Origin of the sequence: Kamptonema sp. PCC 6506, assembly GCF_000180455.1 — a bacterium.
Classification (GTDB): domain Bacteria; phylum Cyanobacteriota; class Cyanobacteriia; order Cyanobacteriales; family Microcoleaceae; genus Kamptonema; species Kamptonema formosum.
In genome coordinates this window covers 1-14,332 of sequence record NZ_CACA01000200.1, presented here as the reverse complement: position 1 = coordinate 14,332, position 14,332 = coordinate 1, and the positions used below count along the sequence as shown (strand labels likewise).

At 43.5% G+C, this 14,332-nt stretch carries 12 protein-coding genes, 1 tRNA gene and 1 pseudogene; 7 read left to right on the top strand and 7 right to left on the bottom strand.

Translation table 11 applies throughout. The annotated features are described in order from the left end of the window. Position 1: 1 nt before the first annotated feature. Both OSCI_RS10505 and dnaA read right to left on the bottom strand, forming a co-directional pair. Entirely contained in the window at positions 2–1,150 is a 1,149-nt protein-coding gene (locus OSCI_RS10505; RefSeq protein ID WP_007354913.1) for an AAA family ATPase, read from the bottom strand. Positions 1,151–1,431: 281 nt separating this feature from the next. Then, the gene (dnaA, locus tag OSCI_RS10500) at positions 1,432–2,790 is read right to left on the bottom strand and encodes a chromosomal replication initiator protein DnaA (RefSeq protein WP_007354912.1); all 1,359 of its coding nucleotides are present in this window, start codon (positions 2,788–2,790) and stop codon (positions 1,432–1,434) included. A gap of 292 nt (positions 2,791–3,082) precedes the next feature. Here dnaA and OSCI_RS10495 point away from each other — a divergent pair, with 292 nt between their 5' ends. Beyond that, on the top strand, positions 3,083–4,579 hold the full coding sequence (locus tag OSCI_RS10495; RefSeq protein WP_007354911.1) for a RecQ family ATP-dependent DNA helicase: 1,497 nt from the start codon (positions 3,083–3,085) through the stop codon (positions 4,577–4,579). Positions 4,580–4,847: 268 nt separating this feature from the next. On the opposite strand, the pseudogene OSCI_RS32415 reads toward OSCI_RS10495, so the two are convergent. Continuing rightward, positions 4,848–6,595, bottom strand: a pseudogene (locus OSCI_RS32415) (DUF2079 domain-containing protein). Between the two features lie 91 nt (positions 6,596–6,686). Between OSCI_RS32415 and OSCI_RS10480 the strand changes: the two are divergent. The 6 genes from OSCI_RS10480 (at position 6,687) to OSCI_RS10460 (ending at position 10,591) form a co-directional block, all read left to right on the top strand. Continuing rightward, entirely contained in the window at positions 6,687–7,925 is a 1,239-nt protein-coding gene (locus OSCI_RS10480; RefSeq protein ID WP_007354910.1) for a histidine kinase, read from the top strand. Between the two features lie 130 nt (positions 7,926–8,055). Then, on the top strand, positions 8,056–8,361 hold the full coding sequence (locus OSCI_RS31430) for a hypothetical protein (RefSeq protein WP_007354909.1): 306 nt from the start codon (positions 8,056–8,058) through the stop codon (positions 8,359–8,361). Beyond that, positions 8,279–8,473, top strand: a complete 195-nt coding sequence (locus OSCI_RS32410; RefSeq protein WP_407635891.1) for a hypothetical protein — start codon at positions 8,279–8,281, stop codon at positions 8,471–8,473. Before OSCI_RS31430 ends, OSCI_RS32410 begins: the two co-directional genes overlap by 83 nt. A gap of 125 nt (positions 8,474–8,598) precedes the next feature. Further along, positions 8,599–9,399, top strand: coding sequence for a TIGR04255 family protein (locus tag OSCI_RS10470; protein WP_007354908.1), 801 nt, complete (start codon positions 8,599–8,601; stop codon positions 9,397–9,399). Continuing rightward, a complete protein-coding gene (locus OSCI_RS10465; protein WP_234708735.1) occupies positions 9,302–10,120 on the top strand; it encodes a hypothetical protein in 819 nt (272 codons plus the stop codon). The genes OSCI_RS10470 and OSCI_RS10465 overlap by 98 nt, the downstream gene beginning before the upstream one ends. A gap of 12 nt (positions 10,121–10,132) precedes the next feature. Beyond that, positions 10,133–10,591 (top strand): hypothetical protein, encoded by a 459-nt coding sequence (locus OSCI_RS10460; RefSeq protein WP_007354906.1) that lies wholly within the window; start codon positions 10,133–10,135, stop codon positions 10,589–10,591. A gap of 118 nt (positions 10,592–10,709) precedes the next feature. Here the strand turns inward: OSCI_RS10460 and OSCI_RS10455 are convergent. The 4 genes from OSCI_RS10455 to OSCI_RS10440 form a co-directional block, all read right to left on the bottom strand. Next, positions 10,710–10,780 (bottom strand) — tRNA-Cys (locus tag OSCI_RS10455). A gap of 51 nt (positions 10,781–10,831) precedes the next feature. Then, positions 10,832–11,809, bottom strand: coding sequence for a 7,8-didemethyl-8-hydroxy-5-deazariboflavin synthase subunit CofG (cofG, locus tag OSCI_RS10450; protein ID WP_007354905.1), 978 nt, complete (start codon positions 11,807–11,809; stop codon positions 10,832–10,834). A 41-nt stretch (positions 11,810–11,850) separates the two neighbouring features. Further along, entirely contained in the window at positions 11,851–13,290 is a 1,440-nt protein-coding gene (locus OSCI_RS10445; RefSeq protein ID WP_007354904.1) for an MlaD family protein, read from the bottom strand. 49 nt (positions 13,291–13,339) lie between these two features. After that, a complete protein-coding gene (locus OSCI_RS10440; protein ID WP_007354903.1) occupies positions 13,340–14,125 on the bottom strand; it encodes an ABC transporter ATP-binding protein in 786 nt (261 codons plus the stop codon). Positions 14,126–14,332: the final 207 nt, after the last annotated feature.

Genomic DNA, 14,332 nt, shown 5'->3' with positions numbered 1-14,332 from the left:
ATTAGCTTTGTACAACCCAATCTACTCTGTGAGCTTCCGTGATATTGGGTATATCTAAGCGATCGCTCAACTTCAAAATCACAGCTTCAGGTACTCTGGCCGAGCGAGAAAGGTTTCGCCGCAGCAATTCTTCGCAAGGAACTTCTAAATAAACAATGCGAATTCGTGCCTGATAATTAGCAAATAATCGAATCAGAGATGAGCGCATTTGCCGAGTTGTATTCGTCGCATTCCAAACAAAAGATTTTCTGGCTCTCAGATACTCTTTAGCGGCTGCTTTCGCTTGATTGACAACAACTCCTTGGTCGTCTTCTGGGGAAACTTTTAAGACTTTTCGGATTGCGTCTAGGGAAATTACAGGCCAGTCTGGTAGGTGTTCCTGAATCCAATAATCTTTACCGGCTCCCGGCAATCCTGACATTAAAACTACTTCAAATTGGGTATCGTCAAATGCTGTATAATTGAGATTGCGATCTTCTTTTTGGAAGTAGATAAATCGACTATAATCTGAGGGAAATTGGCGGGGGCGATCGAAGCAGTCATTTTCTTGGCAAAATTCCCGGAAAAATTCAATCCGTTCTAAAAGTTGAGGGCGATCGCTACACTCACGGCCCCGAACATCCGCTTCTGCTAATAGTGCTAGCAAGTCGCACCGAATCAGTTGGCTGGCTGCGATCGTTGCTTGCTGAGGATTTGGCTTATCCCAAAACCATAGGGGTAAACTGCCATACCTCACTAAACCAACTATCGCCTCTCGCTGTTCAAAGGGTACTCTGGCACGCCAAAGCAACTGCCGTGCCATTTTTGCCCCTTGTAAGACGTGCCCCTTAGAAGTGATGCTGCCATCGGCTTCAATGGTTGTTGCGTCAGGCTTTGCCACATCGTGCAGCAAGGCGGCTGCAAATACAACTGACTGCTGGATGGGTGGTAATTCTCGCCATTGGGACAAGGAGATCAGTGCCTCGCAAACCAGGCGAGTGTGGGTTAAAACATCGCCTTCGGCGTGATATTGAGGATCTTGGGGGCAATTTTCCAGAGACTGCAACCACTCAAACTCTGCTTGAAGCGATCGCCAATTTAGCGTCCAGTTTGGAGGGGCGGGACAGTAGGGAAATGACCAAGGCTGACAGAGAGAAACTGAAGTATTCATAATTGCAAATATGGCAACCGCCAAGGCGGTTAGGTGGTTTGGGGGGTGAGGTCAAAGAATTTAGAATGAAACAGCCCTGCATCCCCTTCAGGGGTGGGAATGTTGGCAAAACTCCCTGTCTGCGATCGCTATTTTCAGGATACTTTCAGGATACAACGAGGCCAGAAAACACGCCCTAGTACCTAGCTATACCTAAGTCCTAGTAATTTTTTCCCCAGATTTAGTCAAATTTTCCACAGATTATCCACAGGTTTTTCCACAGTAGCGGTAGATGGCTTCAATTAATTTTGCGATCGGCTAACAGCATTGATGCGATCGCCTAACTGACGTAAAGTTTGAGATAAATTCGGGTCAGTATTCCGCAATTGAGCAATCTTATCGCAACTGTAAAGCACCGTCGTGTGATCCTTACCCCCAAAAACCTCACCAATTTTAGGTAAACTCAAATCCGTATGTTGTCGCATCAAATACATCCCCACTTGACGAGCAAGGCTAATTTCTCTGCGTCTAGAATTGCCTTTCAACTCCTCAACTGAAAGGTCAAATACATCCCCTACTGCTGTCAGGATCGCATCCGGGGAAGCCTCCAATCTCTCAGTTTGAGGGTTTAAAATTGGGGCCAGATTCTCCACAGTCATCGGCAAACCCGTAATCGAAAGATAAGCCACAGCCCGAATCAAAGCTCCCTCTAATTCCCGAATATTTGACTTATAACTAGAAGCGATATATTCAATTACATCTCGCGGGAGCCGCATATTTTCATACTCAGCTTTTTTTTGTAAAATCGCCATCCGTGTCTCTAAATCAGGCAATTGAATATCTGCAATTAACCCCATTGAAAACCGGGAACAAAGGCGTTCTTGCAAACGGGGAATTTGATTAGGCGGACGGTCTGAAGCTAAAACTATTTGTTTACCCGCTTCGTGTAAAGTATTAAATGTGTGAAAAAATTCTTCTTGGGTGTATTCCTTGCCTTCTATAAATTGGATATCATCTACTAAAAGCACATCTGCGGCTCGGTAATTATCGCGGAAACTTTGCATACTATCTTTACGAATTGCAGCGATCAAATCGTTAGTAAATTTCTCAGTTGAGACATAAAAGATTTTAGCATCGGGGTCAATTTCCAGGCGATAATGACCGATAGCTTGCATCAGGTGAGTTTTCCCCAAACCCACGCCACCGCACAGAAATAGCGGGTTAAATTCTCGCCCTGGAGACTCCGCCACTGCCAGAGAAGCAGCGTGAGCCATGCGATTATTTGAACCGACAACAAAACGGGCAAATATATATTTTGGATTTAAGTTAGCAGGTTTAGGCTGTTGGTGAGAGTGACTTTCTGGAATATCGGGAGATGGCCAAATTAGTTCTGAACCATTGTTAGTAGTCTCATCTCCGTTCAGGGTTGTCAGGTAGATATCAACGGAATGACCGAGGATATCCTCGACTACTTGAGCAATTGTTTTAATGTAATATTTCTGCAACCAATTGCGAGCAAAAGGGTTAGGGGTGCGGATAATCAAACAGTTATTTTCCAGTTGCTCAGGACTGGCAGTTTTAATCCATGTCTCAAAGGTAGGTCGGCTTAGTTGTACCTGGAGACGTTCAAGCACCTGATTCCAGAGAATTTCTAAGCGCATTTTTTTCTAATTTATTCTAAGATTTTAAGTAGAATGCAGAAAAAAGATTTACAAATCATTTTAGAATTTCTATAATACCACATAAGCTATGGTTCAGTCAATAAAATTAAGTTTAACGCTCAACTTAAACGTCATTATCTCATTCCGAAGATAACTATGTCATCACGAGCGAAGCGAAGCAATCTCAATGCTTTGCTATTGCTTCGCTTCGTTCGTGATGACATAAAATAATACCAATAATGAAGCAATCTTCAGTATAATTGCTATATTTAGATTTTTTCCCGAAGTATAAATGAAAGATTATCCAGAACAAGCACATTTAGATCGGGCTCGCGCCGCCTTCCAAAGTATCTGGGGCTACGAAGATTTTAGACCACCTCAAGGTGAAATTATCCACAGCCTACTATCAGGAAAAGATGCCCTAATTATCATGCCTACAGGTGGCGGTAAATCTATTTGTTTTCAACTGCCAGCCTTGCTACAAACTGGTTTAACATTAGTAGTATCGCCGCTGGTGGCATTGATGGAAAATCAAGTACAAGAATTGCGCGAGCGCTATCTCCCCGCTGGATTAATTCACAGTCAATTACCTGCACAGCAGCGGAAGAAAACATTGCAACAAATACAGCAAAATCAGTTAAGATTGCTGTATTTATCCCCAGAGACATTACTCAGTAAACCAGTCTGGGAAAGTATCAGCCAGCCGCAGATTCAAATTAATGGTTTAATATTAGATGAAGCTCATTGTTTAGTGCAATGGGGCGAAACTTTCAGACCAGCTTATCAGCGTTTGGGGACTGTGCGCTCTACTTTGCTAAAATCTAAGCCAATGGGAAGTAAAATTGCAGTTGCAGCTTTTACTGCTACGGCCGATCACCAAACTCAGCAGACAATTCAGAAGGTTTTACAACTACAAAAACCAGAAAAATTTCTGCTCAATCCCTATCGCGAAAATCTGAATTTGCGCGTTCAAATAGTTTGGACACCGAGAGGAAGGCGACAACAGTTATTAAAGTTTATTAACGCTAGAAAAAAACAAGCTGGATTAATCTATGTTCGGACTAGGAAAGATAGCGAAAGCTTAGCAGCATGGCTGGAAGATGAAGATTATATAACAGCAGCATACCATGCTGGATTGAGTGCAGAAGAACGAAGGGAAATAGAAAAAGCTTGGTTAAATGGAGATATCCAATTTGTTGTCTGCACGTCAGCATTTGGGATGGGGATTAATAAATCTAATGTTAGATGGGTTGTACATTTTCAAGCGCCACTGCTATTATCAGAGTATATTCAAGAAGTCGGACGGGCGGGGCGTGATGGTAAACCAGCGGAAGCATTAACATTAATAAGCGAGCCCACAGGTTGGTTATATCCCGAAGATAAGCAGCGGCGAGAATTTTTTGAAGATAAATTGCGATCGCAATATCAGACAGCTCAAAAATTAGCCAAAAAACTGCCATTACAAGGGGACGTTGAAGCAATTTCTCGCAAATTTCCAGAAGGCGCGATCGCTTTATCAGTTTTGCACAGTTCAGGTCAGCTTAATTGGCGAGATCCCTTCAACTACAGTATCAATAAATCGGCGCGATCGCTCTCTGGCGAACAACTCAATCGCACAGCAGCACAACAAATGTCTCAGTATCTTACAACTCGTCAGTGTCGATGGCAATTTTTGTTACAAGCTTTTGGCTTTGAAGAAGCAGCTAAATCTCTGCGTTGTGGTCATTGCGATAACTGCAAAAAGAGTTATAGCAACCGCCAAGGCGGTTTAAGAGGGGCTAGGGGCTAGGGAAGACGGAAGAAGGGTTTAGAATCAGGGTTTTAAATTTAGAATGTCTTAACTGCCTTGGCAACTGCTATAATTGCTAACTGTACTTATTCCATTTTACCGTAATTTGGATATAATACTAAATCTACCTTAAATACCCCTTTATTCTTTAAGTCCGCGTAGGCGGACTTCGTTTGTGTAGTAGCGATTTCAATCGCCGAACTATCTGCCTTCCCCTTCTTCCCCTAGCCGTAAGCATCGTAGTCCCTAGTCCCTAGCCCCTAGCCCCTCATTGTAAGATGGGTTCTATTTGTTGACGAAAAGCTTTCCATTTAGTTACAGAATTAGGTTCAGAAACAGCACCTTTTTGCATTAAAATTACCCCATCTTGAAAGCCAACAATTCCATACTCTCCAGAACTAGAAAGCTGCTCGATTATAGGCGCGATCGCACGCAATTGTCCTCTTTCCCGTTTAAACGCTACTTGATACTGCTGCAAGTGCCAAAGGTCAGCAATTAAATATTCCATCTTGACCACTTCTCGCGCATCATTTCGCAATTCCAACATCGGCAGCCTGAGAATTTCCCGGCGGCTAGACAAATGCGGCACGATATAATTAGTCGCAGCTACGCTGGCATCTGATGGAATCCGATTTAAGAGCGATCGCATTTGGCTGACGTGCTGCCATTGGCGAGTCAAAGAGACATATACCAAGGGATCGATCGCATCTGGCAAAATAAAAGAAAAAGTCCGATTGGGATTAGAAGTGAAGGTAAAAAACAGCGATAAACAGATGCAAAATGCCCAAAAGCGCTGAAATCTTAAAGATGAGGGAGATGAGGGAGATGAGGGAGATGGGGGAGATGAGGAAGTTAAATTCTCCCTACCTTCCCTATCCTCTCTACCTTCTTTTGTCTTCCCTACCTCCCCCATCCTCCCCATCCTCCCCATCTTCCCCATCTCTCCTCCCCCCTCTCGGCCCACCATAGAATTACGCCGTAAAATAGGCCGGGAACGACTGTCATCGCATAGCGAATGTTGATCGCTAGTACGGATACTCCCTTACCTAAAAATAACTTGAGCAGGGGAAATCCTGCGATCGCCCAAGAAGCAGGTGCTACCGCAGGCACAAAGGCCAAAGGCAACCACTGACCGAGTAAATACTTCAGCGTTCCCCAAAACGGCGTAAACAGTTCCCCTAGCAACCGCAAAGGGTTACTGACCATTCCCCAGAGAATCTGTAGAGTAGAAGCTTCATCACCTTCGGTATACTGACCAAAACGCTCGATCATAAACCGCTGGGAAATATCAGCAGAAAACAGAGGCATGATCAGGTTAGTGAGGACAACGATATAACCAAAACTCAAAGCACAGACAACTAAACCAGTGCGAGGGTAGCGGCGGCTCAAAATCATGTAAAATCCAACGCCAAACAGGATAATTCCTGAATCCTCCCGCACGGCTAAAATCAAGACTGCTAAAATGCCAAATATCGGCCACTTACGCTTCTCCATTGCCAGTAGCAAGCTAAAGACATAAAGCGGAATTTGGCAAATATCGTGAAAATTGCCCAAAGTCGGGCCAATGACAGCATTAGCACCATAAAAACTAATCGCGATCGCCGCAGATAATTGAGGTTCGAGATAATGTCTAGCCAGAGCATAGAGCACCAAACCCGCCGCCGTCACTAGCGTTACCTGCAAAACCGTCAGCGTCACAGGCGAGGGAAATAGAGCATAAATAGGCAGCCAGACCATCAAAGCCGGAGTGAAGTGCTGCCCCAGCCGATAGTAAAATACTTCTGGCAGTTGGTCATTATGAACGACATTGGTAGACAGAGCCGAAGAAAGAGAACTCTCAAACATCCGCCCATGAGTGCCATTCCAGAAAACTTGATTAAAAATACCTTGGTCGTAATCGGCGTAAAAACTATAGTAGCGATGGAGAGTCAGAAGCAGACAGGCGGCAAAAAAAGCGATCGCAGCCCAAACTACCACCTCCAACGGTTTATTTTTTTGCCAGATCAAAAATTTCACTCGCCCACCCTTATTTGAAACCTTCGGCACAATAACATAAATCTAAAGAAGATATTAAATTAGAGTAGAAGTGAAATCACTATCCTCGGCAATGGTTAAATATTTTCATCCGAGACCAAGCTTCAACGCGGAACATCGCGGAGTCTCAGGAGACAGCAATCCCGGCTCTACCGGAAAGCCTGCCTGCTCTGAGGCATTTCTACAACTTCTACTATTTGTGGACAAACGTCCCGGTTCCCGCGAACAGATTCGCCTCCTCCGCAAGTCCCTGGAAAACTTGAAGACAGAGTTTGCCTTTGAACTCCAAGTCATCGATGTGGGGGAACAGCCTTATTTGGCTGAACACTTTAAGCTGATGGCAACTCCCTGTTTGCTGAAAATTCATCCCGAACCCCGCCAAACCCTTGCTGGTAGCGATCTAATTGCCCAATTAGAACACTGGTGGCCTCGTTGGCAGCGTTCAGTCCAAGAACACTGGAGTGACGAACAGTCGGAACTCAGCAATAGGGAAACCAAGGAGTCTAAAACCTCTATCCATTCCATCGCTGCTGCTGCGGAACTGATGCAACTCACGGACGAAGTTTTTCGCCTCAAGCAGGATAAAGAACACCTGCAAGAGCAGTTGCAGTTGAAAGACCGGATCATTGCGATGCTTGCCCATGACCTGCGGAATCCCTTAACGGCGGCTTCCTTGGCCCTGGAAACTTTAGAATCAACTCATAAGCAAAAGGAAAATAACTTACCTGCGGTAACGCCTACTCTCACAGCTCATTTAATCAAACAGGCCCGCCATCAAATCCGAACTATAGACCGGATGATCACGGATATCTTACAAGCTGCTAGAGGTACGAATGCTGAATTTCACATTAAACCTCAAAAGCTAGAACTAAGACCTCTGTGTGAGGATATCATCGCTCAGTTACAAAACCGATTTCAAGCTAAATCCCTGCACTTAGAAACTGACATTCCTACTGACTTACCCTGCGTTTATGCCGACCCGGAACGCTTGCGGCAAGTAATGATGAATTTGTTGGATAATGCTGTTAAGTATACGCCAGAACAGGGAACTATTAATATCTCAATTTTGCACCGGACAGCTTACAAAGTTCAATTTAGTATTTGCGATAATGGGCCTGGAATTCCAGAGGAAAATTGCCGCAGTATTTTTGAAGACCGCTTCCGACTTCAGCGAGATGAATTAAAGGATGGTTACGGCATTGGTCTTGCTCTTTGCCAGCGTATTGTCCGAGCTCACTATGGGCAAATTTGGGTGGATTCTACAGAGCAAGCGGGGAGCTGTTTTCATTTTACTTTGCCAGTTCACAAATGAATTAAAAATCAAAAGTTAAAAATTTAATTTGTTAACTGTTAACTGTTAACTGTTAACTGTTTTGATGCAATTCAAAATCACGCTGATTAGCGGTTTGAGATTTAACAGTTTTTGACATCGGTTTGGCAAGTTGTCGGAGGAAGAGTTTAAGCGGACAGTGGAGGTTTGGGAAAAGAAGGTTTTGCAGTTACCTGTGACTTCTAATCTTTCTAGTAAGGTGATGCTGAAGGCTTTGAGGGAGGAGACTGGGGAGTACATAGTGATGGAAGCCGAGATCCAGCCTTGGGTGTTTTGGGTGGAACCGTTGGAGCGTGAGAGTTTAAGTCATTTTTTGGGGCGGTTGCAACGGGCGAATGTTACCGCCTCCTTGGGAGGGGATGAAGTTGGAACCGATTCGGTTGTGTGGGGCGTGTTATGCGGAGTCCCCTTGTCATAAGATTGAGTGGCAGTGTAAAGGGATGCAGGGGTGCGATCGGCATGGGTTAAGGTTGCTATCGGAGTGTCCCAACTGTGCGGCTAGGTTTAAGATTCTGGTCTTGTGGACATGAGGGTGGAAGTCATTGTACAGTTGTTCTACAAATCGCCTATTCTCAAAAACATTATGGTTTTAAGGGTGAGGCGATCGCGAACATAAGTAAGGTATTATAGATTTATGGAGTAGCTAAGCCTTGACATGAAACTACCTGACTACCAACGAGTTATTTATAAACACACTCCTTTAATAGAGGTTGTGGGACAACTACGCTTTCCTACAATCCTCAAAATTAATAATCAAGAGCCTTTTGAATTTCAGGAAAGAATTCGTTTTGATTACCCAATTTATAAGCAGTCTCAATCTATGGATATTCCTCCTGAAATAGCTAGTTTAGTTCCACAGATAGGTTCGCTTGTTTCGCAAGTTTCACAATATACTACTTATAATTTTATTTCTGAAAATTCAAAATGGCAGCTTTCTTTAAACCGAGATAATCTAACTTTAAGCACGGTTGAATACAAGCGATATGAAGACTTTAAAGAAAAATTCATCAAAATCATTAATGTTTTTGAAGAGATATATAATCCCTCTTTTTACGTAAGATTAGGGTTAAGGTATAAAGATTTGATACTTCGCTCAAAATTAAAAATGGAGGAGGATAAACCTTGGTCAGCATTAATTAGTCCGCAAATTGCTTCTGAATTACACAGTAGTGAATTATCTGGTTCGATTCGGACTTTAGTTAAGAATTTGGAAATTGAACTAGAAGTAGGTAAAGTTAATTTTAATCATGGTTTAGTCATATCACAAGGCCCCTCCCAAGGTAATATTCAGGAACCTGGTTATTTGTTTGATGCTGATTTTTTTGTAGAACCAAAAATAAATAAGGGAGAAATTTGGAATGTCTTTGATAACTTCAACCGCACGGGAGGAAAGTTGTTCCGGTGGAGCATTACAGACGAACTCCACGTCGCAATGGAACCTCAATCAATTGAGTGAGATATCACCAGTTCTTTCAGCACCTAGAATCAGCCAAACTTATATTATTAGAGAGTCTTACAAAGATATTATCTCGGCTACTTCCCCTATTTTGAGAAGAGGAAATAATCTGGCACTGGATTTATTAGTTAAAGTAGAAGTCAATTCTCAACCATCTCAGAGGATAATTAACTTCTTGAAATGCCTATCTATCTTGAGCTTTTTACCAGAAAATGCTTTAAAGCAAGCTGTCTCTCAATTAGAGAATATCAGAAATAATGACTCTCAACATTATGTACTTTTGCCGTCAGTAGATTTAAGAATTCACTGGCATGAGACAATAAATTCAAGTAGTCAGCCGTCTTCTAAGGACTCTAATAAATATTCTTCATTTCCCCGCATAGCCTCTTTAGTAGGTAACTTAGAAAAAGATTATGAAAGCCTTTGTTCTAATTATCTTAAAACGATTGAGACGGCTGAAAGGCTTATCGAGCGATTACATTCGGTAGCATTAAAAAATAATTGGTGGTGGTGCGATCCTCTGCTCAACATTAGTTTTGAGAATGAAATTGTCTTGGAATGGTGGAATCAAGAAAAAAAAATCACAATCTACGTTTATGAGGAAGTCATAGACTATATAAAGGTTTGGGGTGCAGATATGGATAATGAGATGGAAGATGGTTCAATCAGTTTGGATGAGGATTTAACAGATTTATGGCAGTGGATAGCTAGTTCAAGATAAACCAATTGGGATATGACACAAGATTTTGTAGGGGATGAAGAGGTCTTATATAGATGTATATTTTTTGATAGAAACTTGTATCAGATTGAAGAAAATACGGCTACCATCTCATCACAAGCATTTGCTGATAAAGCGATGTGTCCCTCTGTTGATAGGGCTGGTTTATGCGACAATAACCCCTGCTATTCTCAAAAAGATGAAAAAGACGCGGTAGTTAGTTTAATCACTAAAGATGTGAGGCTAATAAATAGCGTTATCCAGAACAATTCTAAAGGCGAACTAGAATTTATTTACAAAATTGATGTTTTACCTCGACCCTTTGAAAATAATCAGGCTCATGCACAAATTGAGCCAAGTCCAGAGTATAGAAATCAAACACCTTTTAGAAAGCTTAGAGAACGCTTAGCTTATTTGGCAAATCAGCGAGGATGGGAAATAGAGCCTTACGAATTGCGACACGCAAACGAGTAAGCGATCGCACTCTACCCCTTCACCTTCTCACGCAACCGCCCAGAAATCACATCTAACCAAATCGGCACAATAAACATCCTCTATCAGTGACAAATAATTTGTTACTGTAAACATATAAAGGCGGCACCCAGATTTGAACTGGGGGTGGAGGTTTTGCAGACCTCTGCCTTACCACTTGGCTATGCCGCCGTCGATCGCAAGATCAACTATATCACAACGCGATCGCTAATTTCCACTTTTCTAACCATAATTTTTGCTTCCCCCATCCCCATTGGTCGATCGCCACTGCTGAACGGCAACTTGCAATCTCGATGACAGCCAACTATCATATTGAGGATAAACTGGCAAGCGTTGTATCAATTGCCATCCCCCTACTGCTAATAACGCCTCTAAAGCCCGATCTTGCAGATGATCGTAATCAGGATTAACCTCATCGCGAGGCCCAATCCCCCCCAAATCCCTAGCACCGGCTGCCAAACAAGCCAGTAATATCTGCGGTTCTGTAATTAAATTAGGCGGGATTTGCAGAGTAATTTCTGAGGGTAAAATCGACTTCGCGATCGCCACCACTTCCGGCATCTTTTCAGGATTAAAACTTGCACCCTTCCAACCTTGCTGGCTCCCAGCACTATGAGGTTGAAGGATAACCTCTTGAATATTACCATAATCACTCTGAATCTGCGCGATCTCCGCCAGCGTTTCCCGCCAATCCCCCTCACTCTCCCCAATTCCTAGCAGCAAACCAGTAGTAAATGGAATCCTTAACTCCCCCGCCCATCGCAACTGTTGCAACCGTAGAGAAGGCACTTTACTAGGAGCATGGCAGTGGACAGATTGTAACAAATTCGGTGTTAACTGTTCTAACATTAACCCCATCGACACATTCACCTCTTTTAATTTTGCCATCTCCTCAAAACTCAATGGCCCAGCATTTGTATGGGGTAAAAATCCTAAACTTAATGCAAGTTCGCACAAATCATAAATACGCTCAAACCAAGCTTTTCGCCTTGACGAAAGCGGATGTACCTCACCGCTGAGAATCAGAATTTCAATCACTCCTTTCCCCTGAAGGCCTTGCAATTGCTTTTGCGCCGCCGCCAATGTCAGCCAAGGACTTTGCTCAGGATTGGTGCGAAAATTACAGTAGGTACACCGATTAAAACACTCGTAAGTAGGAACCAGAGTATAAGCAGGACTGTAAGCGATCGTCCGCGACATAATTTAGAAGCAAGAACATCTATATTACCTAGATTCCCCCCTTAAGGAGAGACCAAATTAGACTTAATTTCAGAAGCAGGAGATTCTCTTACCTTTGCCGTTTGAGAAGGAATAATCATGGATTTCGGCTTCTTACTAAACTGCGGAAACTCTGAAAGTACAGGGGAATTTACAACTGCGGGGCTAGTCGTTACCGTCTGCGAAAAAGGAACCAAAACTTTAGCCACTTCAGCTTGCTGCTGTAACTGCTCAGTCGAACCCAACAACCCCCCCAATCCCTTAATTAGCCTCCGAATATTATCGCGAAAAGCCGGATCGCCAGTCAACTCATTCAAATCAGATGTAATCTTTTGCATATTTTGAAAAGTAACACGAGCTGAATCTAGAGTTTGTTGTAATACCAGCAAATTTGTAGGATTATTCACAGTTGTTGATAAATCCCGCAAATTCACCGAAGCTTGAGCTGCATTTGCAGATAAAACTTCCAAGTTATTGATTAATTGCCCTTGCTCAATTCTGTTAACAATAGGACTTAAACTGCTCACAGCTACCCGCAGTTCCTGGCTCGTTTGATTAATATTATTCAAGGTGGTTACAAGCATAGCACGATTAGTTGTCAGCAGAGCATTAGCCTGACTAGCGGTTATATTAATCTGATTTGCTGCTTGCTTAACAGAATTTGCTGACTCGATAGCAGCTCCTGTCACCGCCCTAATCGAAGCATCCCCCGTTGCTGAAACCTTCCCGATTTCAGTAGCAATCCCTCCTAAATTCCCCTCTACAGACTGATTTAAATTACCAAATTCTTCCTGTGCTAACTGATTTAAACCGCCGATTTCTGTTTTAATCAATTGACTCAAAGTGCCCAATTCAACTTTAGCCGACTGAGTTAAACTAGACAAATTACGAGTTAGTTGAACTGCATCTTGAGCAGCCACCGCCGTATTTTTTGAAATCGATTTAATATTAGCAAATAACTCCGGGTCATTGTAGAGATTAGTAAAGTTCAATGCTGAGCGAATCAGTTCTTCCAAACTCGCGCCTGCATTACCTTTGAGGCGCGAATTATTGCAGATAATCGTATTTGGGCAGTTCTTACTCAGAGGATTAGCCGCGATCGCAGCATCTGGCAAAAGCGACAAAGGTGTAATATCAACCGCAGCTTCCCCAATCAAGCCAGACTTATTCGCCTCAATTAGCACATCCCGCGAAATCACTAAATCCGCCGGAGCAATTTCTAGCACCACCTCGACCCCATTTGGGCCCGGTTTCAGCGCACTAATTTTACCCACGCTGACTCCTCTGTACCGTACTGGTGTCCCTACCTGCATTCCCTGAACATTAGGGAATTCAACCAATACGTTATAGCTGCGGTTTCCCAACTGTAATCCTCGCAGCCAGAGGACTAGACCCCCAAACAAACCCAGTCCCAACAGAATCAAAAAACCAACCGAGCCTTCTCTAACCGTTCGCGATCGCATTTTAACCACCCTTGTTAACAGTTAACGGTTAACAGTTAATAGTCAACCATTAACCGTTAACAGCTTGAATTGGGCCCGCCACACTCCCACTAAAAAATTGCCGCATCAGCAAGTTATCAGTCTTATTAATATCGCTCACAGTTCCCTCCCATTGCACCTTACCTTGATAGAGAAACACAATGCGGTCAGCAGTGCGACGGATAGTGCTATCTTGGTGAGTTACCATCACATAAGTGCTGCACCCTCCCTGAGCCGCCTGTAGGTCGCGGATTAAATCCTCAATCATCGTCGAAGCGATCGGGTCTAAACCCGCCGTCGGCTCATCGTACAGCAAAACTTCTGGCGTGTCTCTAGAATTATCAGGATTAGCCATAATCGCACGGGCAAAACTCACCCGTTTTCGCATCCCGCCCGATAGCTGAGCCGGGTAGCGATCGCCAATTCCCGGCAAACCAACCATCTCCAGCTTTTCATCCACCAATGCTCGAATCCTGTGGCGCGGTAGTTTCGAGTGTTGGTAAAGCAGAAAACCAACATTTTCCTCTACACTCAGCGAATCAAATAAAGCCGCCTGCTGAAACACCATCCCAATACCAATCGGATCGGCGACATCATCTACCCATCCCTTCCGCCGTTGTCCCTGAACGTAAACTTCACCGGCATCCGGTGCTAGCAAACCTGCAATAATGCGTAGGATTGTTGACTTTCCGGTACCCGAAGGGCCGATCGCAGCCAAAGCTTCTCCTCGATAAATTGTTAGATCCACTTCATCTAAAACCACATTCTTGCCAAAGGACTTACTAATTCCCTTCAGTTCGATCAAAGGCTCAGCCATAGGAGGTTAAGAAATTATCTTGTTCCCAGTTGCCAGACTTTATCTAGTCCTTAATCATCAGTCTATAGCGCGATCGCCGATTTAGCGATTGGTGACTGAAAAGTTTTGCTTTTTTATAGATTGTGTCTTTCCTAGCAAGGCTTGACGATTTTGAAACCCTCTCCCCCTCCCAAGGCTGTGTCATTCTACCCAAAAAGCAGAGGGGCG

Coding starts and splice junctions, on each gene's coding strand:
- dnaA (WP_007354912.1), bottom strand. CDS start 2,790: ATGCGCTTAGAAATTCTCTGGAATCAGGTGCTTGAACGTCTCCAGGTA.
- OSCI_RS10460 (WP_007354906.1), top strand. CDS start 10,133: ATGACACAAGATTTTGTAGGGGATGAAGAGGTCTTATATAGATGTATA.
- cofG (WP_007354905.1), bottom strand. CDS start 11,809: ATGTCGCGGACGATCGCTTACAGTCCTGCTTATACTCTGGTTCCTACT.
- OSCI_RS10445 (WP_007354904.1), bottom strand. CDS start 13,290: ATGCGATCGCGAACGGTTAGAGAAGGCTCGGTTGGTTTTTTGATTCTG.
- OSCI_RS10505 (WP_007354913.1), bottom strand. CDS start 1,150: ATGAATACTTCAGTTTCTCTCTGTCAGCCTTGGTCATTTCCCTACTGT.
- OSCI_RS32410 (WP_407635891.1), top strand. CDS start 8,279: ATGTTACCGCCTCCTTGGGAGGGGATGAAGTTGGAACCGATTCGGTTG.
- OSCI_RS10480 (WP_007354910.1), top strand. CDS start 6,687: ATGGTTAAATATTTTCATCCGAGACCAAGCTTCAACGCGGAACATCGC.
- OSCI_RS10495 (WP_007354911.1), top strand. CDS start 3,083: ATGAAAGATTATCCAGAACAAGCACATTTAGATCGGGCTCGCGCCGCC.
- OSCI_RS10440 (WP_007354903.1), bottom strand. CDS start 14,125: ATGGCTGAGCCTTTGATCGAACTGAAGGGAATTAGTAAGTCCTTTGGC.
- OSCI_RS10465 (WP_234708735.1), top strand. CDS start 9,302: ATGTCTTTGATAACTTCAACCGCACGGGAGGAAAGTTGTTCCGGTGGA.
- OSCI_RS10470 (WP_007354908.1), top strand. CDS start 8,599: ATGAAACTACCTGACTACCAACGAGTTATTTATAAACACACTCCTTTA.